This window comes from Collinsella tanakaei, assembly GCF_016900375.1.
Classification (GTDB): Bacteria; Actinomycetota; Coriobacteriia; order Coriobacteriales; family Coriobacteriaceae; genus Collinsella.
The window spans coordinates 103,649-127,756 of record NZ_JACJKB010000004.1; the positions used below are offsets into that span (position 1 = coordinate 103,649).

The window sequence follows — 24,108 nt, forward strand, 5'->3', positions numbered from 1 at the left end:
GTCCCAACCGTAGGTACGGCGCGCATGCGCTATAAGGGAGGGATCACGGGCACCTTTTTGCATACTCGGCTCGTGTGCGGGCCGGTGTTCAGCAACGGTTTGGAGGAACCATGGCACAGACGCTTTCGGCAGGACTCACCCGCGAGCAGGCCTATGCGCTGCTCTGCGAGCACAACAAGGACCCCTTCCATATCGAGCATGGCGAGACCGTCGAGCAGACCATGCGCTACTTCGCGCGCGAGTACGACCCCGACAACGAGGAGTTCTGGGGCATCGTCGGCCTGCTGCACGACCTCGACTGGGAGGAGCACGACGACGACCCGATGAACCACACCATCTACGCCGCCAAGGACATCGAGGCCGCGGGCGGCACGCCCGAGCTCATCCGCGCCATCCAGAGCCACACGAGCGACTTCAACACCGCTCTTCCCCGCCCCGAGCTCATGATGGAGAAGATCCTCTTTGCCACCGAGGAGCTCACGGGCCTCATCGGCGCAGCCATCGTCATGCGCCCCTCCAAGAGCGTCATGGACTTCAACGTGAAGTCGCTCAAAAAGAAATTCAAAGATAAGCGCTTCGCCGCCGGCGTGAGCCGCGACGTGATCCGCTCCGGCGCCGAGATGCTCGGCTGGGAGCTCGACGAGCTGTTCGCCCGCACCATCGAGGCCATGCAGAGCTTCGCCCCCGACCGCGACACCTTCGGCAAGGAGTAACGAGGGGCGCATACGCCTGCGTCCGTGCAATCATCGAGGGCCCGCGACAGCATCCGGTTGTCGCGGGCCCTCGTCTATTCAGCAGACTTGTGTAGCCGGACGCTACGCCCCGAGCAGCTCCATGACCGCCTCGCGCGTGGGCATCGACGGGATGCCACCGCGACCGCGCACGCACAGCGACGCCACAGCGTTGCCCATGCGGGCAAAGCCGGCGGCATCCGCAGCCGTCACGGCATCGGGCGCAAGACCGCTCTCCACGAACGCCGCGAGGAAGCCGCCCCAGAACGAGTCGCCAGCGCCCGTGGTGTCCACGACGTCCGCCGGGAACCCGGGAACCTCCTGCATGCCGTCGGCGCAGGCCACGAGCGCGCCCGAACCTCCCAGGGTCACGGCGACGACCTTCGGCCCCTGGGCGAGCAGCGCAGCGGCGGCCTCGGCCGGATCCGCATGGCCGGTCATGAGCTCGCACTCCTCGTCGGAGATCTTCATGAGGTCCATACTCCCCACGATGGAGCGCATGTGCTCGGAGGCAACCTCGGCAGACGCCCAGAGGTTCGCGCGGTAGTTGGGGTCATACGACAGGGCGCAGCCCGCTGCACGCGCGGCTTCGAGGGCAGCAAGGGTCGCCGAGCGCGCGGGCTCGTCCGTCAGAGACAGCGATCCCACATGGAACACCTTGGAGTTCGCGATCACATCGCCCGCAAGGTCCGCAGGTGCAAGCTGGGTATCGGCACCGGGTTTGCGGGCAAACGAGAACGCGCGCTCGCCCGTGGGAGCCAGCGCCACGAAGGCCAGCGTGGTGAAGAAGTTCGGGTCGCTGATGAGACCGGTGCAGTCGATGCCCTCCGCCTCGAGCACGCCGCGCAGGAAATCGCCGTGCATGTCGGTGCCGACCTTGCCCAGAAACGCCGTCGGATGCCCCAGGTGCTCAAGGGCGACCAGCACGTTCGCCGGAGCGCCACCGGGGTTGCGCTCGAACAGCGACATGCCGTTTGCCGAGGTACCGGCCTCGGTGAAATCGATAAGAACCTCTCCCAATGCCGTCACGTCAAACATGGCGCCGCCTCCCGAAACGGTGATGTGGTATCGATACCACTATCTTAGCCTTCCGGATAGGAAACAGATATGCGAGGATGCGACATCTCTCAGGTTGAACACGGCGAGCGCGCGCCCGCGAGCGTACGAAAAGCGTCCATCCAGTACCGAATGGCCGCCTGTGCCCCCGAAAGAGGGCGCATTCCGGTCATCTGGTACTGGATGGACGCATGAAGGCGGCGCGACAGCAGAAGCCGCGCCGCGCCCTATCGTGCTGTACCCTACGGACGCACCTGGCCGGTGCCGCGGATCTCGTACTTGTAGGTGGTGAGCGCCTCGGCGGCAAACGGTCCGCGCGCGTGCAGCTTTTGGGTGGAGATGCCGATCTCGGCGCCCAAGCCGAACTCACCGCCATCGGTAAAGCGCGTGCTCGCATTGGCGTAGACCGAGCTCGCGTCGACCTCGCGCAGGAAGCGCTCGCACGCCCGCTCGTCCTCGGCGACGATCGCCTCGGAATGCATGGTGCCGTAGCGGTTGATGTGCGCGATCGCCTCGTCGAGGCCGCTCACGCACTTCACGGAGATCTCCATGGCCAAATACTCGCGGCCCCAGTCCTCATCCGTCGCGGGCACGAAGGCATCGCCCTCCGCCAGACCGAGCTCGCGGCAGATGCCGCAGGACGTCTCGTCGCCATGGATGAGCACGCCGGCGTCCGCGAGCTCGCGCAGCATATCGGGCAGGAAAGCCGCGGCGACGGCACTGTCGACGAGCAGCGACTCGCAGGCGTTGCACACGCCCACGCGCTGGGTCTTGGCGTTCATGATGATGGGGCGCGCCTTGGCAAAGTCCGCGCTCTCGTGCACGTAGATATGGCAGTTGCCCGTGCCCGTCTCGATCACCGGCACGAGCGACTCGCGCACGCAGCGCTGGATGAGGCCGGCACCGCCGCGCGGGATGAGAACATCCACGATGCCGCGTAGGCTCATGAGGGCGCCCGTGGCCTCGCGGTCGGTCGTCTCGATGATGGTCACCGCCTCGCGCGGGAAGCCGGAGGCCTCCACCGCGTCGGCGAGCGCATGCGCGATGGCCACGCAGGAGCGCTGGGCAAGCGAGCCGCCGCGCAGGATGCAGGCGTTGCCGGTGCGGATGCAGATGCCCGCGGCGTCGGCGGTCACGTTCGGGCGCGCCTCGTAGACCATGGCCACAAGGCCGAGCGGCACGCTGACCTTCTTGAGGTCGAGGCCCTGGTCGATGGTGCGATGCTCCAGCACGCGCCCGACCGGATCGGGCAGGTCGGCGAGCTTTTCCAGACCGGCGGCCATGCCCTCGATGCGCTCCGGGGTAAGCAGCAGGCGATCGAGCAGGCCGGCATTCGTCCCCGCCGCGCGCGCGGCGTCCATGTCCTGCCCGTTGGCGGCGAGGATATCCTCCGTGCGGTCGCGCAGGGCAGCCGCCATGGCGCGCACGGCAGCCTGCCTGGTCGCATCGTCAGCGAAACCGAGAGGGCGCGACGCCTCCTTAGCGGCAATCGCCAGCTGCTCCACGTATGTCTTGATATCCTGCGCCATCGGGCACCTCCTTGCGGGAATTGCGTTCGTTATCCCATGCTACCCGATAATGTCCGCCGCATGTCCCGCGCTGCGCGACGTTGCCGTTCGGCAATCTTCCGGCAGCGACAAGTTTGTACCTGGCAAACTTGTCGCTACTCTGTTGTCATACGAAAGCCGCGCAGCGCAAAGATCGCAAAGGAGCAGCCATGACCAAGCTCGCAAGCTACCATGTCCCCGGACTGTACGTCGAGGACCACAGCATCGACGTTCCGCTCGACTGGCGCGGCCTCGAGCCCGCGCTGCTCGCCATGGGCCTCACCATGCGCGCCGGGGCGTTTCCCGACCCCATCGCCGGGGCACCCGAGTCGATCAAGCTGTTCTACCGCGTGGTCTGCGCGCCCGAGCATGCAGATGACGACCTGCCGTTGCTCGTCTATTACCAGGGTGGCCCCGGCGGCGCCTGCCCGCGCCCGCTCTCGCCGACAAGCGATGGCTGGATCGCCGAGGCCGTGAAGCACTACCGCGTCATCCTGCCCGACCAGCGCGGCGTCGGCCGCAGCTCGCGCGTGAGCGGTCGCACCATCTCCGAACTTGGAGTCCGCGCCCAGGCAGCGGGAGCCGATCCTGTTCGGGCGCAAGCGGACTTCCTCAAGCGCCTGCTCGCCCCCTCGATCGTGCGCGACTTCGAGTACCTGCGCCTCACGCAATTCGAAGGTAAGCCCTGGACCACACTCGGGCAAAGCTACGGCGGCTTCATCACCCTCGCCTACCTCTCGCTGTTCCCCGAGGCGATCAGCACGAGCTTTACCTGCGGCGGCATCCCCCATGTTCCCGCAAGCGCCTCGGAGGTCTACGCGCACACCTTCCCGCGCATGGAGCGCAAGACCCGCCAGTTCTACGAGCGCTACCCGGGCGACGTCGAGCGCGTCGCCGCCATCGCCGATCTTGCCGATGCGGGCGGCATCGTCCTGCCCGACGGCAGCCCGCTCACCGTCGAGCGCCTGCAGCTGCTGGGCAGCGACTTCGGCATGAAGCCGAGCTTCGAGCGCATGCACTGGCTGCTCGACACCGCCTTCGAGGACGGCAACGGCGCGCTTGCCGGCGACGAGCCGATCCTGAGCGATGCCTTCCTCATGGGCGTCCTCGAGCGCACGACCACGCGCGCGAACCCGCTGTACTGGACGCTTCAGGAATTCATCTACGCCGATGGCCATTGCACCCCCATCGGCTGGGCCGCAGCGAACGAGAAGGCGCATCGACCCGAATTCGACAGCCTTGCGCGGCCGCTCATGCTCACCGGCGAGGCGTGCTTCCCCTGGATGTTCGAGCAGATGCCCGAGCTTGTGCCCTTCGCCGACGCCGTCTCCCTCCTCATGGAGGACACGGATTTCGACCGCGTGTACGACCCGGTCCGCCTGGCGGCAAACGAGGTTCCGCTCTACGCGGCGGTGTATTTCGACGATATGTATGTCGACTCCGGCCTGCAGCTCGACACGCTCTCACACGTGGGCAACGCGCACCCCTGGATCACGAACGAGTTCGAGCACGACGGCGTCCACGGCGGCACCGTGTTCCGCCATCTGTTTGAAGAGGCACGCTCGCTGGGCAACGCGTAGCGGCTCGCCTGGGAAAGATCAGGCAAAAACGATGAGCTCGTCGCGGTGGATCGCGGGCTTGCCGGCAAGGGCGGCAAGCAGGCGGTTCGCCGCGATCTCATCCTGATGGCGACCGGCGGCGAGCTTGAGCTCGTCGGAGCCCGCCTGCGCGAGGCCGCGGGCAATGGTCAGGCCGTCCTGGTTGCGCACATCGAGCGTGGCGCCGGCGTCAAAATCCCCCTCGACCTGCGTGATGCCGACCGGCAGCAGCGACGATCCGCGGCGCACGAGCGCGTCGGCCGCGCCTGCGTCCACCGTCACCGCGCCATGGGCCGAATCGCCCAGCGCGATCCAGAGCTTTCGCGGCGCGATCTCGCAACGGCCCGTCGGAGGAACGAACAGCGTGCCCACCGGCTCGCCCTTCGCCAAGCGCACGAGCGCATCGCCCTCAGCGCCGCTGCAGATCACGCTCGCGATGCCCGCCGTCATGAGGATGCGGCTCGCCCGGATCTTGGTGATCATGCCGCCCGTGCCAACCGACGACGACGAATCGCCCGCCGAGGCGATGATGGTGGCATCGATCTTCTCGACGCGCGGGATGAACTGCGCGCTCGGGTCCTCCATGGGGTTTGCCGTGTACAGGCCGTCGATATCCGACAGCGTGACGCACAGGTCGGCCGCAACAAGGCAGCTCACCAGCGCGGCGAGCGTGTCGTTATCGCCGAAGCGGATCTCGTCGACGGTAACCGTGTCGTTCTCGTTGACGATGGGGACCACGCCGAGCTCGACGAGGCGCGTGAGCGTATCGCGCGCGTGCAGATAGGAATTCCGGCGCGCCGTGTCGTGACGCGTGAGCAGGACGAGCGAGGTCAGCAGGTCGCGAGCGCGAAACTCCTCGTCGTAGGCGGCCGAGAGCACGCACTGTCCCACCGATGCGCAGGCCTGAAGGCTTGGCATGTCGGTCGGGCGCGCGTCGAACCCGAGCACCGGCGCGCCGCACGCGATGGCGCCCGAGCTCACGACCACGAGACGCCAGCCCAGCTCGCGCAAACGGGCGGCCTGGTCGGCGAGGCCGGCGATGAAGTCGCGCCTCAGCGCGCGATCGGGTCCCACGAGCGTCGAGGAGCCGATCTTCACGACCATGGTTTTGTACGCGGTGGCCATCGTTTGCCTTTCTTGCTGGTATCCATGAGCAGCTGCGTCGAGCACGTCACAGCCCGCATATCGTAGCACGCAAATCGCTACCGCGCCGTCGAGGCAGCAAAAGCGCGTCCGCGCCCGAGCATATTCCTGCGCGATGAGCTGTTTTCGGCTGCTGGGCACCGCGCTCCGGCCTTTTTCAGTCAAGCTGGCAGATTATGAAGTCGGTTTTCGGTGTATCTTTTCCGACCCGTCGAGTAGAAGCACGAAAACGGCCCTTCGCCCACAACAAAAGCCCAGTTAGGAGACGGTCATCGATTCGGCATACCGAGGCCCCTCGTCGAGATACACCGAAAACCGACTTCATACGGCCGGCAATCAAGGCAGGCCAGGGGTTGCAACGCCGAAACACTACCCGCCCTCAAGTTATGAAGGCCGTTTTCAGCGAATCTTTCGCGGCTCCCTGAGTAGATGCATCCGAAAAGCGTTCTGCCGCCGACAAAAGCCCAGTTGAGCGGCTCGCACGCATGCGGTCTACTCGGGGCATGCAACGAGATTCGCTGAAAACGGCCTTCATAACTTGGAGAGCCCTCCGAAATGGAGTGCGCTAGGTGCGATAAGGCGCCCGCACGCCTCGGAATCTACTCCGTGGCATACGGACGCCCCGCAAATGATCAAACTGCGCTTCGAACCGAAGCTTTAGATCCGCTTCCAGGGGATAGCGGAGCTTGCCTGCGCCATGCGCTCGCGCACGAGCTCGTCGCGCACGCGGGAAAGGCCGATCTCCATGCCGACCATATAGGTCTGCGGGTACAGGAAGCGCTTGTAGGCGGAATCGAGCGCCGCAAGCGCCGCCGAGCAGCGATCGCGCGCGGCCTCGATCGTCTCGCGCGGCGCACAGGCCTTGCCGTCGCGCACGACGGGCGCGAGCAGCTCTCGGTACTCAAGACCGGCAACGCTGGCAACGAGCGCCGCATCGTTCACGGCAACGAGCGTCGTACCGCGGCTTGCGCCCTCGCCCTCGAGATAGGTCTCGTCGTAGATCATGTCGCACACCGGGCTGCCGGCCTCGTTCATGTAGCGACGCACCTTCTGGATGCCCGGAATCGTGCGCTTGTAGGGCTGCTCGGACAGCTTGAGCACGGGAGTCCAGGCCTCGTCGGCCGACGCGCGATGCGCAGCAAGCTTGTACACGCAGCCGAGCGCCGGCTGGTCGTAGCAGGTAGCGAGCTTCGTGCCGACGCCGAAGCTGTCGACGGGAGCCCCCTGGTTGAGCAGCGACTGGATGGTGTACTCGTCGAGATCGTTCGACACGACGATCTTCACGTAGTCGAGCCCCTCCTCATCGAAGCGACCGCGCACGTAGGTCGACAGCTTGGCAAGGTCGCCGGAGTCGATGCGGATGCCCGCCAGGCGCTCACCGCGCTCCTCCATCTCCTTCGCCACGATGATGGCGTTCTCGACGCCCTCGCGCACGTCGTACGTATCGATGAGCAGCACGCAGTTCTTGGGGCTGCTCTGGGCAAAGGCGCGGAAGGCCTCAAGCTCGGAGTCGAACGACATGACCCAGCTGTGGGCGTGCGTACCCGACACGGGAATGCCGTACTTGCGACCGGCGAGCACATTGGACGTCGAGGCGCAGCCCGCAACGTAGCTCGCGCGCGCCACCGCCATACCGCCGTCGGGACCCTGCGCACGGCGCAGGCCGAACTCCGCCACCGGACGCCCCTTGGCGGCCGCCACGACACGTGCCGTCTTGGTAGCCACAAGCGTCTCGAAGCCGATAGCGTTGAGCAGGGCCGTCTCGAGCAGCTGGCACTCGAGGATGGAGCCCGTCACGCGCACCATGGGCTCGCGCGGGAACACAAGCTCGCCCTCGGGCACGGCGTCGATATCCACATGCGGGCGGAACTCGCGCAGGTACTCGAGGAAGTCGGGGTTAAACATCTTGCCGCCGGCAGGCGCAGACAGGCTCGCCAGGTAGTCGATGTCCTCGTCGGTAAAGCGAAGGTTCTCCACCAGTTCGGGAAGCTCGGCGCTGCCGCACATGACGGCGTACTCGCTTCCGAAGGGGTGATCGCGGTAGAACGCCGTGAAGCACGCCTGATCGTCCTGCTTGCCGTTCTCCCACAGGCCCTGGGCCATCGTCAGCTCGTACAGGTCCGTGAGCATGGCGATATCGGTCGGGCGCGAGACATCTGTCAAAGCCATGGTTGCTCCTTACCGAATGAACAAGGCGCCGGGCATGATGCCGGCGCCGCACTTCCTATTGATAGACCGGAACTATACGATTCCGGCATTTGAGAGGGCGATCCACGCGCCGCCCGCGATCACGACCACCAGCAGGACGGCGATGATGATCTTCTGCGCCGGGGGCATCCCGGGGATGTCATCGGGGTCGTCCGTCTCGGGCGTCATGACCATGCGCTGGCCGAACGTGAGGTTGTCCGGGTCGACAACCGGCGGGCGGTCGTCGACGCGACGGCGGGCAGCGGGGGCCTGCGCCGGCGACGCGGAGGCCTTCTTCGGCTCCTGTGCCGCCTTGGACTCAGCGCGCAGGGCCTCGAGCTCGGCGCGCTCCTTGCGCGCACGCTCGGCCTCCTCGCGAGCGGCCTTCTCGGCACGCAGGGCCTCGAGCTCGGCACGCTCCTCATCCGTGAGCGGCGTGGCCTCCTGATCGGCCATCGCGGACCTCCGATCTATCGCGCCGGGTGAACCCGGCGGGTGTCGATTTCATATGTGCAGCAGTATACCCGTTTAACCGCGGGATACGGGCACGGAACCGTTTCGTTACTTGCGAGGCGCGATGGGGCCCTCGGCGGCGCGCAGCACGCCCGACGTGTCGAACGCCGGCGTGAAGCTCTCGCTGACGGCGCCGCCCTCCTGCCAGAACATCTGCGAAAAACCGAGCTCGTCGGCATGGTCGAGCACGAGCTCGTACTCCTCGTCGGTCACCGGGCGCGAAAGCTCGCCGCCCGCGGCGCGCATGGCGTCGTTGGGCGTGTACTGGTTCATGACCGAGATAGGCACGTCTCCCGCCACCTGCCAGATGGCATCGAGCACGCGACACGAGTCGTCCGCGTGGCCGGGCAGCACCAGATGCCGCACGATCAGGCCCTGTTGCATGATGCCCCCATCGTCGCATTCGATGCCTCCGCGTGCGTCGACCTGGCGCACCATCTGCGCCAGGGCGCGTGCGGCACGCTCGGGATAATCCGGCACGTGCGATAACCCGCGCGCAAGACCCGCATCGGCATACTTGAAGTCCGTAAGCCAGATATCGACGATACCATCGAGCTCGCGCACGGCGCTCACGCGCTCGTAGCCGCTCGTGTTGTACACGATGGGGATCTTCAGGCCCAGGCGGCGCGCCTCGGCAACCGCGTGCGGAAGCAGGTACGCATAGTGCGTCGCGGTGACGAGATTGATGTTCAGAGCGCCCTGGTCCTGCAGCTCGAGCATGATCTCGACCAGGCGCTCAGGCGGAACCTCGATACCGAAGTTACCGGTCGAGATCTCGTGGTTCTGGCAGTAGACGCATTTGAGCGGGCATCCGCTGAAGAAGATCGTCCCCGACCCCGCGTCGCCCGAGATGGGAGGCTCCTCCCACATGTGGAGCGCCGCGCGCGCGAGCTTAAGCTCATCGGCAGCCCCGCACACGCCCGCCTCGCCCTTGGCGCGCGCGGCGCGACAGCGGCGAGGACAGAGCTCGCAGGCGTCAAGCGATGCCGGGTCGAGCAAGGGGTGGAGATGCGGGATTTCCAACGCGGCAGGCTGTTCCGCGGGAGCTGCAGGCTCTTCCGAACCGGCAAGGTCGTACTCCATCAGATGTGCCGTAACGGCGAAATCCCCGTCGTAGATCAAGGGAAAGGTGCCGAAATCGGTGAAGCCGCCCCGGCGGTACAGGGCGATTGCAGGAGCGTTTTCCGCCAGCACGTCAAGTCTGAGGGAGCGCACGCCGCGCGACCGCGCAGCGGCTACCGCGCCCGCGACGAGTGCGTCGCCCACGCCCCTCCCCCGCGCTTCGGGATCCACCGCGAGAAGGTGGACGACGGCTATCTCGCTGGCGGCAGCGTCGACGCGCCATGCGGCCTGTTCGTACCCGGCACATTGCTCGGCATCGAGCACGAACGCACCCAGAGGTTGAGCGCTGTCCGCATGGTCGAACACGGCGAACAGATCGCCCGATGCGAGCGACGCGCGAAGCGCTTGCTCGGTCGGGTGGTAGCCCATGTCCCAGTGCGCATCGTAGGGCGAGCCCTGCATGGCATCGACGACGTGTTCGTATAGGGTTACGATCCGTTCGAAATCTGCCTCCAAGGCGGGACGGACAATCATGCGGACACCCTCTTCATATGAAAAAAGCGCCGGTAGGGCGCTCAAAAACCTTACAAACGACAGGCGTGTGCCTCCATCTTCCATCACACTTTTGCACAAGTCAAGACTGGTAATGCAAACGGCGTGCCGTATGATGAAGGTGTTCCGCCCCACGCGGAGCAACTGGGTGAACCGTCGCGTTTATTTAGGGAGCCCACACAGTCGATCCTGGTACAGGTATCCTTCGTTGTTAAGGACGCTGGAGAGGACGATGAGGGCACCCACCTTGTTGAGGTGGGTTCATTTTCGTGAAGCGTGGGGCGGCCCATTTTTGACAAGTTTTTCGTTGACAGCACGCGTAAGCTTGCTATCATAATCACTTGTCCTGGGGACGTAGCTCAGCTGGGAGAGCGCTGCCGTCGCATGGCAGAGGCCGAGGGTTCGATTCCCTTCGTCTCCACCACAGGATTTGATAAGGGTATCTACCTCGGTAGATACCCTTTTTGTTATCAGTGCGGGGAATCGAACCCGCAGGGCGCGAAGCTGAGGAAATGCGTTGAGCATTTCCCAGCGAAGCGCGCGAGGAGGCCGCAGGCCTCCGAAGCGACCCCGGACGCCGCAGGCGGCCGGGGACTTCCCTTCGTCTCCACCACAGGATTTGATAAGGGTATCTACCTCGGTAGATACCCTTTTTGTTAACCATGCGGGGAATCGAACCCCGTTCGGGGCGCGAGGCTGCGGAAACGCGCCAAGCGTTTCCCAGCGAGCGGGCAAGGGCGGCGCAGCCGCCCGCAGCCCACGCAGGAGGCGCCAGCCTCCTGCGGATTCCCTTCGTCTCCACCACAGGAACTGATAAGGGTATCTACCTCGGTAGATACCCTTTTTCGTTATAAGCGCGGGGAATCGAACTCGTCGAACTCCCCCATTGTGTCCGTGGGTTTGGCACGCTTGGCGGTCTGCAAGCGGACCAAACCCACGGACACAATTCTGAGCGCGTCAGCGCAGATCGACCTACCGGCGCACAATACCCGAAAGCGCCACGGCGACGGCTTCCTCTACGTCGTCGGTAATCTGCACGAGCGCCGGATCGAGTGGCGAGATGTTGCCGCTGTCGAGAACCGTGCTCCCCACCCAGTCGAACAGCCCCTGCCAGTAGTCGCTCCCCATAAGCGCCACGGGCATGCGCTTGACCTTATGCGTCTGGACGAGCGTCAGCAGCTCGAACAGCTCGTCGAGCGTCCCGAAGCCGCCGGGGAACACGATGGCACCCGATGAGTACTTGACGAACATCGTCTTGCGCACGAAGAAGTACCTGAACGTCATGCCCAAATTGACCCAAGCATTCAACTCCTGCTCATGCGGAAGTTCGATGCCCAGACCAACCGATGTGCCGCCTGCGACCGCAGCGCCGCGGTTTGCCGCCTCCATGATGCCCGGACCGCCGCCCGTGATGACCGCCACGTTGTTCGCCGCGATCATCTTTCCCACCTGGCGCGCCGCGCGATACATGGGGTCGTGCCGCTTCGTGCGCGCCGAGCCGAAGATCGAAACCGCCGGCCCGAGCTCCGCCAAGGCTCCGAAGCCGTCGACGAACTCGGCCTGGATGCGCATCACGCGCCAGGGGTCCATATGCAGCCAGTCGGTGGAATCCTCCGTGGCGAGTAGGTTGCCCGTCGTCGTCTGCTCGGGAATCATCGATCCGCGCAGGATCACCGGGCCCTTGTGGTAGGTATTGCCCAACGGGGCATCGTCGCCCGCCTCGTGATTCTCCGGAATCTCACGCGGAGCCTCATCCACGCGGTCAGGGTCTATCTCGTTTGCCATCACATCACCTCGTTTGATTTTCGCATCGTCTATCCACAGTATGACCCGGGCGCATCAGCTCTCACGCGCACCCGGGTCATCGTTACGTAAGGAGCCGTGCGGACAAGTTGCCATCACGACCGTTATACCCAGTGAGCAGACGGGTATCCCGATTCCGCCTTACGCGCGGGGGATGCCGCACCGCTCCGCCAGAACGACGTCACAGGTCACCAGGTCATCCAGACCAAGTCCACCGATGCTGCGATGCCCCATCACGCGGCAGAACATGCGCAGGTCGTCGAAGGTTGCACGGTAGAAGTTCTCGACGCGCTTCGCTCCGCACTCGATATCAAGCCGCGCACGGAGCTCGGGATCCTGCGTGGCGATGCCCATGGGACACATGCCGCTTCCGCAGATGCGGTACTGCTGACAGCCGAGCGCCATGAGCGACGCACTCGCCAATGCGACGGCGTCGGCGCCCATGGCGAGGGCCTTCACGATATCGGAGGCGACGCGCAGCCCGCCGGTGATGATGAGGCTCGCGGGCGAGCCCAGGTCATCGAGCGCCCGACGCGCCCGCGCGAGCGCGAAGATCGTGGGCACGGAGCTCGCGTCGCGCAGCATCACGGGCGAGGCACCGGTTGCGCCCCCGCGTCCGTCGATGGTGATGAAGTCCGCTCCGGCCTCCACCGCGACGGCGATGTCGCGCTCGATATGCCCCGCAGCGAGCTTGATGCCGATGGGCGCGCCAAGGCTCCGCTCGCGCAGCTCGTCCACGAGCGCCGTCAGGTCGTCGACGCCCTCCACACCTGGAATGGTCGAGGGCGAGATGATGTCCTCCCCCGGCTGGCGGCCGCGGATGCGCGCGATCTCGTCGGTGACCTTCTCGCCGGGAAGATGGCCGCCCATGCCGGGCTTCGTTCCCTGGCCGATCTTGATCTCGATGGCTGCGGCGGCACGCAGGTTCTCGTCGGTCACCGAATAGCGCAGCGGTGCGAACTCGAAGATATAGCGGCTGCCGGCGGCCTCGAGCTCTTCGGGCAGGATGCCGCCCTCGCCCGAGCACATCGCCGTACCCGCCGCCGCGGCACCGCGCGCAAGGGCGATCTTAGCCTCGCGCGACAGGGCGCCGAACGACATGTGGGACACGAACGCCGGCCCCTCGAGCACGAGGGGGCGGACGGCCTGCGCACCGATGGTCACGGAGATATCCGGCACGTCCTCCTCTTGCAGCGGCATGGGGTCGAGCTGCGCGCCGAGCACCAGGATATCCTCCCACTTTGGCAAAGGAAGCGTGGTCGCCATCGCGCCGTCGGCAAGCTTGCCATGCTCCGCGAGCGCGTGGATGGTGTCCATGTGGCGGATGGAGGGATCGGCCCGGCGCAGCTCAGCGGGAACGGCAAGGGACTCTCCGCCCCCGGTATCGACGGGTGCGGCAAGGGGCTCGGGGTCACTCGGCGCGTCCGGCACCGGCGTCACGCCGTCATCCTCCACCCGGTAGAACTCCGAGGCGGCGGCACCGCACATCGGGCAGCGCTCGAGCGTCGAAAACGGAGCGCACTCCGCATCCTCATCGTAGACCCAACCGCACAGCGGGCACCGGTACTTCGCCATGGCGCCTCCTCCCCTCGCTGGGATGACTATCGAGGTCATCGTACCCAGCAGGGCAACGGCGACGAAGACAGGCGAAAGCCACGCGCCGCGAACGGTCGGCTTCAGGTCGCAGGCGAGACCTCCTGGACGAAGCGTGCGGCCACCGATGCGCGGACTATGGCACAATCGGATGCAAGCGCCGCGGTCGGGTCCGCGGCAAGCGGATCCGTTCCACCTGGAGGCCCCATGCCGAAAGACACCCAAGGCAAGCACCTGTCTACGCCCGATCGCCGCCACCGCGGCGACGTCGATGCGCGGCGGCAGCGCGGCAAGCAGGCGCGCGAGGCATGCCCGCGCAGCTCCCACGGCATCTGGGAGGTTCACGAGGGTCGCGAGGACGCCATCGGGCTGCTCGTCGAGCAGAACGCGACCCGTGTTCCCGACCTCATCGGCCTTCGCCACGAGCGCATGTGCGTCTCTCCCTTCACGTTCTATCGCGGCACGGCGATCATCATGGCGCGCGACCTTGCCACCACGCCGACAACCGGCATCGAGGTCCAGTGCGTGGGCGACGCGCATATCGGCAACTTCGGCATCTTCGCGAGCCATACGCGCCACCTGGTGTTCGACATCAACGACTTCGATGAAACGGCGCCCGGCCCGTGGGAATGGGACATCAAGCGGCTGATCGCGAGTGTCGAGATCTGCGGCCGCGACCGAGGCTTCGGCAAATCGGACCGGAAGGCCGCCGTGCGCGCATGCGCGAAGGCGTACCGCCATGCCATGGCGCGCTTCGCCGAGATGCGCGAGCTCGACATCTGGCATGCGCATCTGGACCTCGAAAGCACCGTCGCGCGTTTTGAGGACGAACTCAGCGGCAAGCAGAGCCGCACCCTGCGCCGCGCGATGGAAAAGGCAGCGGCGAAGGACAGCGTTCGTGCCGCCGACAAGCTCGCCCACATCGGCGAAGACGGACACCTCCGCTTCAATGTGGAGCCCCCGGCGCTGGTACCGCTCAGCGAGCTTGGCGGCTTCGAGGGAGCCGGCGCTGACGAGCTTTCACAGCGCATCGCGGAGCTGTACGCCCGCTATCTCGATAACATCTCGTACGACGTGCGCTGCCTAGTCAACCGCTACACGCCGGTCGATATCGCGCGCAAGGTCGTGGGCGTGGGCAGCGTGGGTACACGCGCCTGGATCGCGCTCATGGAGGGCCGCGATGTCGATGACCCGCTTGTGCTGCAGATGAAGGAGGCGCAGCAGTCGGTGATCGAGCGCTTCTATGGCAGCGCGCCCTTTACCAGCCATGGCGAGCGCGTGGTGCAGGGGCAGCGGCTCATCCAGTCCACGAGCGACATGCTGCTCGGCTGGACCAGCATCGAGCTGCCCGGCACCGGCACGCGCGACTACTACGTGCGCCAGCTGTGGAACGGCAAGGGGTCGATCGACCTGGAGGGCATCGGCACCGAAGGCCTTGCCAGCACGAGCCGGCTGTGCGCCTGGTCGCTCGCGCATGCGCACGCGCGCACCGGCGACGGCATCGCCATTGCGGCCTACCTGGGCGACGGCGACGCCTTCGACGACGCGCTGTGGGATTTCGCGCAGGCCTACGCCGACCAGAACGAGGCCGACTACGACCTGTTTTGCACCAAGATCGAACGCGGCGAGCTCGCGTAGCTGCAAGTTTGGGGACGGGTCCCGATCTTTCATCGAGGAGGAACCATGTACCGCACCGTCGTCATAGAGAACAAGATGACCGCCGGCCGAATCGCCGAGGCGATCGACACCGAGGCCAACCGCATGGAAGCCCAAGGGTGGGAGCTCAAGGCAAGCGCCCAAACGCTCTACGGCAAGACGCTGCTGACGTTTTGGAGGCCCAATGAACCGGATGCCGACCTTTCGGACGGATCGGAGTGACGGAAAGTCCCGCGCCCGCCAGCTGAGCGCTTCCGCATCCCCCGCAGCACAATGACTGTGCGCTATGGGAACACCTTGAGGCCTCAAGGTGTTCCCATAGCGCACAGTTTTGCTTCGACGATGTTCCGATAGCGCTCAGTCGTCCTTGGCGTCGCCGCAGCGCGGCGTGGCACGCGCTACCTAGTAGTCCTTCGCGGCAGGGCTGTCCATCCAGCGCTGCTGGAACTCGGCGTAGCGACCTTCGATGATGGCGGCGCGCGCCTGGCGCATGAGGTCGAGCAGGAAGTAGATGTTATGCATGGACAGCAGGATGCCGCCGAGCATCTCCTTCTGCGTGACCATGTGGCGGATGAGTGCACGGCTGTAGCCGCCCGTGCATACCGGGCAGGTGCACTGCGGATCGATGGGGCCGGCGTCGCGTGCGAAGCGGGCGTTGCGGAAGTTCAGGCGCCCCTCGTGGGAGAACGCCGTTCCCATGCGGCCGGTGCGCGTCGGCAGCACGCAGTCGAACATGTCGATACCGATGCCCACGCCGCGCACGAGCGTCGTGGGGTTGCCCACGCCCATGAGGTAGCGGGGCTTGGTCCGCGGCATGTGCTCGGACACGAGCGGGGTCAGCGACTCGAACATCGTCTCGTGGTCCTCGCCCACCGAGTAGCCGCCGATGCCGTAGCCCGGGAAGTCGCCGCATTCCTCCAGGTGACGCAGGCTGCGCAGGCGCAAATCGAGGTGCATGCCGCCCTGCACGATGCCGAACAGCGCCTGGTCGGGACGCGTATGCGCCACGTAGCAGCGCTCGGCCCACATGCTGGAGAGCTCGACGGCGCGCTCCACATAGGCGCGCGTCGCCGGATAGCCCGGGCACTGATCGAGCTGCATGCAGATGTCGGAACCCAGCTTCTGCGCGATGGCCATGTTGTCCTCGGGAGTCCAGAACACGTGGCTGCCATCGTAATCGGTTGCGATGAAGCGGACGCCCTCGTCGGTGAGCTTGACGGCATCGCCATGGGAGAAGACCTGGAAACCGCCCGAATCGGTAAGGATGGGACCGTGCCAGTTCATGAAGTTGTGCAGGCCGCCGAGCTCATCGATAAGGTCCTCGCCCGGGCGCATGGCCAGGTGATAGGTATTGGCGAGCACGATCTGGGCACCGAGCTCCTTCACAGTCTCGGTCGGAATGCCCTTCACGTTGGCCTTCGTGCCCACCGGCATGAAGATGGGCGTCTCGATGTCGCCGTGCGGAGTGTGGAGGATACCCGCGCGCGCATGCGTTTTGGGGTCCTCGGCGACGATGTCGTAGGTGAAGAGCTTCTGGTCCATGGGGCATCCGTTCTTGCGCGCCTCCGGGCGGCGCGACGTCGTGGTTTTTCAGCCACCCAGTATACCGGCCGCATGCCGTATGCGCGGGAAAAGCAAAACTGGGGCGGTTCGGGGGCTTTCGGGATTGCAGAGCGGAGGCCGGCGAGCGATCGGAAACGGTACAGGGAGTGCGTCGACCCCGTTCGGCCCTCGCGCGAAGGGTATTTTGAGCTCTAATGGGGCCTGCTCAACAGGTCGCGGTACCAAATTTGCGACTTTTGAGAGGGTTTCAGATAAGTGACGCTGTATCGCTTATGGAAATGTATCAACTGAGCTCGCCGTGCTGCGGAATTCTAACTTGAGTGCATAAAACCAAACCTGCTTCGCGCTTAGATCAGCCCATCATTTTGGTGAGATATCTCAAAAGTCGCAGATTTGGTACCGGGGGTCTTTTTGTTCTTGATCGAGAGCGCTGCCGCCGCCCAACTGAGCGAATAAGCGACGCGCCGTCTATTATTGCGTGGCATTACCTCTGCAGCCCACCCCAGTAGAAACCGAAAACTGGAATACCCGCGCCCCCTATGGTCGACAGCAGTCCGGGCTGCGACCGCAGGCGCCGCAAAAACAGATCCTCCGCCGCCGGCAAAGGACCCCAACCCGAACACGATTTAAACGTAGCGTGACCATGGGCCAAAACCCTCCTACCTGTCTGCCCAAGGGTATATCATGGACGGGTGAACCGAGGCGCGGACAGCGGCCCGCGCATATGAATGGAGCCACCATGAGCGACGAGCGAATCGAGAAAAAGCCCGGCGTCCAGGACGAGGATACAGCGATAGCAAGCGAAACGGAGCCCAAGGAGCTCACCGAGCAGAACGAGAGCGCGGAGTCGGAGGGCGATATCGCAGCGACGCCCGAGCCCGAACCGGAGCCCGAGGCTGCCGATCTCGAGTCCGCTGCCGATGAGGTCATCGAGGCAGACGATGCCGGCGCGGACGAGGAGGCCCCGCTGGAGGCAGCCGACGAGAAAACCAACCTCGAGAGCGCCGATGTCGAGCCCACGGCCGACATTCTCGGCGCGGAGGAGCTGGAACCCGTCGCGGAGACTCTAGAAAGCGCCGACCCTGAGGTTACCGCCGAAGATCAACCCTACGAGGGCGTCCTGCCCGAGTTCCTCGCGCGCGACGAAAACGGCAACTTCGGAGACGACCCCGAGCCTCTGCCCGAGGGCTTTGAGGTGATCGACGGGGGCGTCCCGGCAAACGGCAGCCTTGTCGCCGAGCCGCAGTCCGATACCGCACCCGCTCCCACCGAGCCCAAGGGCCCCTCTGCCGCCGAGACCTTCGCGCACAATGCAGCCGAGGCCGCCAGCACGGTGGGAACCTACATCCAGCAGGGCGTCGGCGCCGTGCGCGAGATGCGCCACGCCAAGCGCGCCCACGCCGAGGCGCGCGACATGCTCGAGGAGCTCGAGGAGCGCATCGCCAGCCAGACCGAGGAGCTTGCCTACCGCCGCGACGTCACCGAGCGCTATCCGGAGATCGTAAACGAGCAGACCACGCGCAAGAAGGGCGCGCAGGCAGCCGCAAACGCCGCCATCGCGCTCCAGAAGACCATCGCCAGCCAGATCGAAACGCTGAAAAAGCAGCTCGACGACATGAAGGCGAGCGATGCCGCCACCGAGAAGCGCCTAAAGTCGGCCCTCGAGGCTGCCGAGCGCAAGGAGGAGGAGGCGCGCGAGTCCGCCAACCGCATGAAGCGCCGCCTGACCGATGCCCAGCGCGGCGTCGAGAAGGCTCGCGAGGCGGGCGCGTCGAGCGTCGAGACCGCCCAGCACGCCGTCGAGGCCGCGACCGCGCGCCTCAACACGCTGCGCGAGGAATACGCCGAGATCCAGCGCAACCCGTCGGCGAACTCCGCCGCCTACAGCATCCGCGACAACGAGCTTGCCGCCGAGATCGCCGATGCCACCGAGGAGCTGCGCCGCGCGAACGAGGAGCTTCCCCGTGTGCAGGCAGATGCGGAGGCGTCGCTTGCGGCGGCGCAGGAGGCCGTCGCCGAATCCGAGCGCCCCATCGCCGAGGCGAAGGAGGCGTTCCGCGCCGTAACCGACCAGACCGCCGCCGCGCGCGAGGCGCTCGACGCCGCCCGCAAGGATGCCTCGAGCCGCCAGAAGGCCCTCAAGTCCAAGATCTCCGACCAGGAGCACGACCTCAAGGAGCAGCAGGAGGCCCAGGCTTCCGCCGAGGCCGAGATCGCCGAGGCGGACCGCATCATCGCCGACGCGGCGAGCATCCATGACAACCCCGACGTTACCGAGCGCATCGCCTCCGCCCTTGCCGCCGACACCGCCGAGCACGACGATCAGCTCCAGCAGGTGCAGTCCCTCGCCGCAGCCGAGGCGTCGGTCCGCGAGCTCACGCGCGAGTCGCGCATGCGCTTCATCGGCATCATCGCCGTCGCGATCGTCATCATCCTCATCATCGTAGCGATCGCGCTGTTCATTCTGTAACCTCGCACGTCGCGGGCGGTCATGCGGGCACGTTCGTCCCGCCTCCGCCCGCGACTTATGCGCATCCCTCATCGAAAGGACCCGGCTTTGCTCTCAGAACGCATGCTCACCGGCGTCATCAAGACCATGACCAAGCACGAACTCCAGATGGAGCCCGTCACCGAGAAGATGATGCCCGGCCCCAAGCCCGGCATGCACTACATGCTCTACATGCATATTCCCTTCTGCCAGCGGCTCTGCCCCTATTGCAGCTTCAACCGCTACCCCTTCCGCAAGGAGATCGCGCGGCCCTACTTCAAGAACCTGCGCCGCGAGATGCTCATGCTGAAGGACCTGGGCTATGACTTCGAGAGCATCTACTGCGGCGGCGGCACGCCGACCATCATGATCGACGAGCTCTGCGAGACGCTCGACCTCGCGCGCGACCTGTTTTCGATCCAGGAGGTCTCGAGCGAGACGAACCCCAACCACCTCACCCGCCCGTATCTGGAAAAGCTCAAGGGCCGTGTGCAGCGCCTGTCCGTCGGCGTGCAGAGCTTCAACGACGACCTGCTGCGCCAGATGGACCGCTACGAGAAATACGGCAGTGGCGCCGAAATCTTCGAGCGCATCGGCGAGGCCAAAGATTACTTCGACATCCTGAACGTCGATATGATCTTCAACTTCCCCTCGCAGACGCCCGAGGTGCTCATGCACGACGTCGAGATGATCCGCGCCTGCGGCTGCCAGCAGACCACGTTCTCGCCGCTGTACTTCTCGCGCGCGACGACCAAGAAGATGCTCGACACGCTGGGAAGCCCGGCCTACGCGCGCGAGTACGAGTACTACCTCATGCTCGACGAGGCGCTTGCCGAGGGTCCGGACGCGGCGTTCGACCGACGCACGGTGTGGACGTTCAACCGTCGCGGACACGATCTGCACGCATGCGGTGAGGTTCCGGTCGACGAGTTCGGCGTGACCTACGAGGAATACCCCGCCATCGGCAGCGGCGCGGTCACGCACCTGAACGGCACCATCTACGTGAACACGTTCTCGCTCAAGCAGTACAACGAGGACATCGAGGCCGGCCACATGTCGCTCATGGGCAAGACGAAGATGAGCAAGCGCGACCTCATGCGCTACCGCTTCATGCAGGATCTGTATTCGCTGCGGCTCGACAAAAAGCGCTTCGAGGCCGATTTCGGCGAGACCGTCGAGCGCGGCCTGCCTGTTGAGATGGCCTTCATGCGCGCGAACGGCGCCTTTGCGACCGACACCCCCGAAGAGCTCACCCTGACGCCCAAGGGCCGCTACTATGCCCTCGTGATGCAGCGACAGTTCCTCTCGGGCCTGAACGAGCTGCGCGACCAAGCGCGCGCCGCGCTCACCGGCCCCGAGCACGAGCTGCTGTTCGGCGACGGCACGCCCGCGTAAGATACGGCATCTCGGACGGACCCCAGCGCGTGACAGCCCCGGCTGTCGCCCCCGGCCCCGCCCTGGCTGTCGCCCCCTGGGACCTGACCTGGTTGTCACGAAGAAAGGAATGGTTATGCGTTGGCTTGGCGTCGATGGCGGTGGGACCAAGACCGCGTTCACGGTGTATGACGAGCGACTCGTCGCGGCAGATCGGCTCGTGCTGCCCACCTGCCATTACGCGCAGGCGGGCATCGACGGTATGCGCGACGTGTTGGCGCAGGGTACCGCCTGGGCGCACGACGCAGGCCTGCTAGGCGCTCCGTACGGTATCGGCTATTCCATCTGCGGCTACGGAGAGAACGCCGAAGCGGACGCAGCGATTGCCGACACCGCGCGCGATCTTGCAGACGGCCATCCCTTCGCGCTGGTAAACGATGTCGAGGCCGCTTGGGCGGCAGGACTCGACATGGCGGACGGCATCGCCCTGATCGCCGGCACCGGATCGATCGCTCTCGGCGTGCGCGGCGAGCGCCGCCAGCGCTGCGGCGGTTGGGACTACGAGATCGGCGACGAGGGAAGCGGTGGCTGGATGGGGCGCGAGCTGCTGCGCGCCTTCACCCGTCAGGCCGATGGGCGCGACGAGCGCGGACCGCTCTACGACCTCGTGCGCGAGGAGCTCGCCCTTGCCGATGACTTCGACATCATCGCCTTCGCGCAGGCGCACATCGCCGACCGCACGCGCATCGCCGCGCTGTCCCAGCTGGTAAGCCGCGCTGCAGAAGCTGGAGACGCCAGTGCCCTCGGCATATTCCGCCGCGCCGCGCACGAGGAGGCGGATATGGTCGCCGCACTCGTGCGCTCCCTGTTCGGCGATCTTGCCGACACGCCCGGGTCGGTCCCCGTGACCTACATCGGCGGAACATTTCGGGCGGGGCGGCTCATCCTGGAGCCGCTCGCAGCCGCACTCCCCTCCTGCTGCCGGCTCGTCGCCCCCGCACATGAACCGGACCTGGGCGCCGTCCTCATCCTGAAAGATCGTCTGTCCAGCGACCCTCGCCTTTAGCCTCTGCGCCTCCGCCCCTCCTCAAGCGGCTGAGCGCAAAGGGAACATCCATACGAAACGGCTGTGCGCTTTGGGAACACATCTCGGCGAAATATGTTCCCAAAGCGCACAGCCATAGCTCAACGGGTGTTCCGAAGGCGCACATCGGAGCGTGCCAGAGCCGCTAAGCCCCAGAGCGCCCGTGCTGCCCCTTACTCGATCGCGGTCACCGGGCGCACAAGCGCCTCGCTGCCGGCAGCATCCGCGTCGACATCCTCCTCGGACTCAGCCACTGCCTCCTCCGCCGTGCATGTGAAGCTGATCGCATCGCCCACGCGGTAGCGCACAATCGCAAGCATCTCGGGCAGGGCGAAATCGTAGATCTCGCTCGAACCCTCGAGCGTCACGTAGAAGTGCGAATTGCCGTCGATGACCGCCTGCGCGATCGTGGCGATCTTGCCCTCGACCTTCTCCTGCGCACCGGATTGCGCCGCCTGCTCGTCGGAGAGCGTGCCGTCGGCCGCAAGCATCGCCAGATAACCATCCTGGCAGGTGGCGACCGTGCTGCCCGTCGCCACGTTCTGGTAATGCTCGACGTTGATCATGGCGTACATCTTGACGAGGCCGGCGTCGTCCTTCATCGACATGAAGTACGTCGGCTCGCCCGCCACGTTGAGCAGCAGCGGGAAGGTCGCCTGGTAGCGCAGGTTCTGCAGCTCGCCCTCGGCACTCGCCATGGCCGAGTCCTCCGTAGCGCCCGCAACCGGGTAGAAGTGCGACTCGCCCGTGCGCTGGTTCACCAGGATGAAGCCGATGATGGAGCTGTCGGCCGTCACGCTCGACACGCCCGTGTACAGGTAGATGTCATCGCCCTGGGCGAGATAGTTATAGCCGAGCATGCCGTCGGTGCCGCTCGTCGTGCGCACGACGTCGCGCTGGCCCAGCCACGAGTTGAGCCATCCGTTGGCGTACATGCCGCTCCAGTTGTACTGCTGGATCAGCAGGTCGCTCGGGTAGGCGCGGTCAACCCAGGTCGGCACCTCCTCGATGTCGTAGTCGAGCGTCTCGCCCGTGCAGGCGTTCACGAGCACCACGCGGCGGATGGTCGTGCCCTCGAACAGGCCGATCGTGCGGCGCTGCACCGGGAACACCCACCAGGGCGTACCCTCCTCGTCGAGCTCGAACGACTTCTGGTCGAACATGTACGTGGGGTACTTGAGCTGCACGTAGCGGTCGATATTGCGCGCAAGCGGCTCGGACTCGCTGTACCTGATGGGCTCATCCAAGCGCACGACCTCGGCCTCCTGCGTCACCATGTCGACGAGCACGTACGCCGGGATGCCCTCGTTGCGGTTGGAGAGCCACTTGAACAGGTCCGCATAGGTGAGCGGGCTCACGCGCACCGGACGCCCGTGGTAGTTGATCTGGCTATACGCGTCAGAGATCTCGAACTGACTCACGTACTCGGGGATGGAACCCATCGCGCGGGCACCCAGCAGGATGGCCGACGCGCGGTCGATCACGGGAACCTCGGAATAGTCGACCTCCTCGATGTCGTCCGAGAAGGTTCCATCGGTCGTTTCAAGCACCGTCGCATAGCGCTCGGCGTTGCCGGGGATGATCGGCAGGCCGGCGATCACGCCCACCACGAAAGCCACAAGCACCGCCGCGGGAAGGATGATCAGGCGGCGCAGGAGCATCGCGTGCTTGCTCGCGCGCAGCGACAGGACCTTGAGCACCACCGCGACGATCAGCGCGATGAAGATGATCCAGCTCCATACCATCGGGCTCTGCAGGTTGAGCGCCGGATGGAACCACCAGTAGCTCGCCGCCAGCACGACCGCGAGCACGATGAGCGCGATGATCAGCGCCCGTTTGCTCCAGCGGGCGATAGCGTCGAGCAGGTCGTTGCCCGAGCGCATGCGCGAGCCGCGACGGCCGCCCTTTCCGGAACCCTTGCCCTTCTTGTCCGGCGGCACACTGCCTTCGGATGCCCCCTCGTCGTCGGGGTCGCCGATGACGGCATCGACGGGGATGGCGTCCTCGTCCGACGTATCGGGTGCGGGGATGCCCATCATGCGCAGCATCCTGAACAGGTCGTCATGGTCGTTGGCCATGGAGACTCCTTTGCCGTAGCGTTCACGTTCAACCATGATACCGCGCGCGCAGCGGCCATCCGGCATCGAGGGCCTCTTTT

17 protein-coding genes, 1 tRNA gene and 1 pseudogene are annotated in these 24,108 nt (G+C 65.6%); 8 read left to right on the plus strand and 11 right to left on the minus strand.

Features of this window, described 5'->3' with window-relative positions; all coding sequences use genetic code 11:
• Nucleotides 1–110 precede the first annotated feature (110 nt).
• On the plus strand, nucleotides 111–713 hold the full coding sequence (locus tag H6A16_RS04025) for an HD domain-containing protein (protein ID WP_204616356.1): 603 nt from the start codon (nucleotides 111–113) through the stop codon (nucleotides 711–713).
• A 102-nt stretch (nucleotides 714–815) separates the two neighbouring features.
• Here the strand turns inward: H6A16_RS04025 and H6A16_RS04030 are convergent, their stop codons facing one another.
• Entirely contained in the window at nucleotides 816–1,769 is a 954-nt protein-coding gene (locus tag H6A16_RS04030; RefSeq protein ID WP_204616357.1) for a carbohydrate kinase family protein, read from the minus strand.
• Between the two features lie 260 nt (nucleotides 1,770–2,029).
• Complete coding sequence (locus H6A16_RS04035) at nucleotides 2,030–3,316, minus strand: glutamate-5-semialdehyde dehydrogenase (RefSeq protein WP_204616358.1); 1,287 nt, start codon at nucleotides 3,314–3,316, stop codon at nucleotides 2,030–2,032.
• A 188-nt stretch (nucleotides 3,317–3,504) separates the two neighbouring features.
• On the opposite strand from H6A16_RS04035, the gene H6A16_RS04040 reads away from it, so the two are divergent.
• Nucleotides 3,505–4,914 carry an alpha/beta fold hydrolase gene (locus H6A16_RS04040; RefSeq protein WP_204616359.1) on the plus strand — a complete coding sequence of 470 codons (1,410 nt, stop codon included), beginning with the start codon at nucleotides 3,505–3,507 and terminating at the stop codon, nucleotides 4,912–4,914.
• A gap of 18 nt (nucleotides 4,915–4,932) precedes the next feature.
• Here H6A16_RS04040 and proB read toward each other — a convergent pair whose 3' ends face one another.
• The 5 genes and pseudogenes from proB to H6A16_RS10980 all read right to left on the minus strand — a co-directional run.
• Nucleotides 4,933–6,057, minus strand: coding sequence for a glutamate 5-kinase (proB, locus tag H6A16_RS04045; RefSeq protein WP_204616360.1), 1,125 nt, complete (start codon nucleotides 6,055–6,057; stop codon nucleotides 4,933–4,935).
• A gap of 675 nt (nucleotides 6,058–6,732) precedes the next feature.
• Nucleotides 6,733–8,244: a nicotinate phosphoribosyltransferase gene (locus tag H6A16_RS04050; protein WP_204616361.1), complete on the minus strand. Its 1,512-nt coding sequence runs from the start codon at nucleotides 8,242–8,244 to the stop codon at nucleotides 6,733–6,735.
• A gap of 72 nt (nucleotides 8,245–8,316) precedes the next feature.
• Nucleotides 8,317–8,718 carry a hypothetical protein gene (locus H6A16_RS04055; protein WP_204616362.1) on the minus strand — a complete coding sequence of 134 codons (402 nt, stop codon included), beginning with the start codon at nucleotides 8,716–8,718 and terminating at the stop codon, nucleotides 8,317–8,319.
• A 105-nt stretch (nucleotides 8,719–8,823) separates the two neighbouring features.
• Nucleotides 8,824–9,798 (minus strand): radical SAM protein, encoded by a 975-nt coding sequence (locus H6A16_RS10745; RefSeq protein WP_239458200.1) that lies wholly within the window; start codon nucleotides 9,796–9,798, stop codon nucleotides 8,824–8,826.
• A 123-nt stretch (nucleotides 9,799–9,921) separates the two neighbouring features.
• A pseudogene (locus H6A16_RS10980) lies at nucleotides 9,922–10,455 on the minus strand (N-acetyltransferase family protein); the annotation flags it as partial.
• Between the two features lie 282 nt (nucleotides 10,456–10,737).
• Here H6A16_RS10980 and H6A16_RS04065 point away from each other — a divergent pair.
• A tRNA-Ala gene (locus tag H6A16_RS04065) sits at nucleotides 10,738–10,813 on the plus strand.
• Nucleotides 10,814–11,361: 548 nt separating this feature from the next.
• Here H6A16_RS04065 and H6A16_RS04070 read toward each other — a convergent pair.
• Both H6A16_RS04070 and H6A16_RS04075 read right to left on the minus strand, forming a co-directional pair.
• The gene (locus H6A16_RS04070) at nucleotides 11,362–12,174 is read right to left on the minus strand and encodes a TIGR00730 family Rossman fold protein (RefSeq protein ID WP_204616366.1); all 813 of its coding nucleotides are present in this window, start codon (nucleotides 12,172–12,174) and stop codon (nucleotides 11,362–11,364) included.
• 159 nt (nucleotides 12,175–12,333) lie between these two features.
• The gene (locus H6A16_RS04075) at nucleotides 12,334–13,767 is read right to left on the minus strand and encodes a glutamate synthase-related protein (RefSeq protein WP_204616368.1); all 1,434 of its coding nucleotides are present in this window, start codon (nucleotides 13,765–13,767) and stop codon (nucleotides 12,334–12,336) included.
• A 225-nt stretch (nucleotides 13,768–13,992) separates the two neighbouring features.
• Between H6A16_RS04075 and H6A16_RS04080 the strand changes: the two genes are divergently transcribed.
• Nucleotides 13,993–15,423 carry a DUF2252 domain-containing protein gene (locus H6A16_RS04080; RefSeq protein ID WP_204616370.1) on the plus strand — a complete coding sequence of 477 codons (1,431 nt, stop codon included), beginning with the start codon at nucleotides 13,993–13,995 and terminating at the stop codon, nucleotides 15,421–15,423.
• A 45-nt stretch (nucleotides 15,424–15,468) separates the two neighbouring features.
• Nucleotides 15,469–15,663 carry a hypothetical protein gene (locus H6A16_RS04085; protein ID WP_204616372.1) on the plus strand — a complete coding sequence of 65 codons (195 nt, stop codon included), beginning with the start codon at nucleotides 15,469–15,471 and terminating at the stop codon, nucleotides 15,661–15,663.
• 180 nt (nucleotides 15,664–15,843) lie between these two features.
• Here H6A16_RS04085 and tgt read toward each other — a convergent pair whose 3' ends face one another.
• Nucleotides 15,844–16,983: a tRNA guanosine(34) transglycosylase Tgt gene (tgt, locus tag H6A16_RS04090; RefSeq protein ID WP_204616374.1), complete on the minus strand. Its 1,140-nt coding sequence runs from the start codon at nucleotides 16,981–16,983 to the stop codon at nucleotides 15,844–15,846.
• Nucleotides 16,984–17,743: 760 nt separating this feature from the next.
• Between tgt and H6A16_RS04095 the strand changes: the two genes are divergently transcribed.
• The 3 genes from H6A16_RS04095 (at nucleotide 17,744) to H6A16_RS04105 (ending at nucleotide 21,932) form a co-directional block, all read left to right on the plus strand.
• On the plus strand, nucleotides 17,744–19,474 hold the full coding sequence (locus H6A16_RS04095) for a hypothetical protein (protein ID WP_204616376.1): 1,731 nt from the start codon (nucleotides 17,744–17,746) through the stop codon (nucleotides 19,472–19,474).
• Nucleotides 19,475–19,561: 87 nt separating this feature from the next.
• Nucleotides 19,562–20,887, plus strand: a complete 1,326-nt coding sequence (locus tag H6A16_RS04100; RefSeq protein WP_204616378.1) for a coproporphyrinogen III oxidase family protein — start codon at nucleotides 19,562–19,564, stop codon at nucleotides 20,885–20,887.
• Between the two features lie 115 nt (nucleotides 20,888–21,002).
• Complete coding sequence (locus H6A16_RS04105) at nucleotides 21,003–21,932, plus strand: N-acetylglucosamine kinase (protein WP_204616380.1); 930 nt, start codon at nucleotides 21,003–21,005, stop codon at nucleotides 21,930–21,932.
• A 191-nt stretch (nucleotides 21,933–22,123) separates the two neighbouring features.
• Here H6A16_RS04105 and H6A16_RS04110 read toward each other — a convergent pair whose 3' ends face one another.
• Entirely contained in the window at nucleotides 22,124–24,028 is a 1,905-nt protein-coding gene (locus tag H6A16_RS04110) for a Tat pathway signal sequence (protein WP_239458184.1), read from the minus strand.
• Nucleotides 24,029–24,108 lie beyond the last annotated feature (80 nt).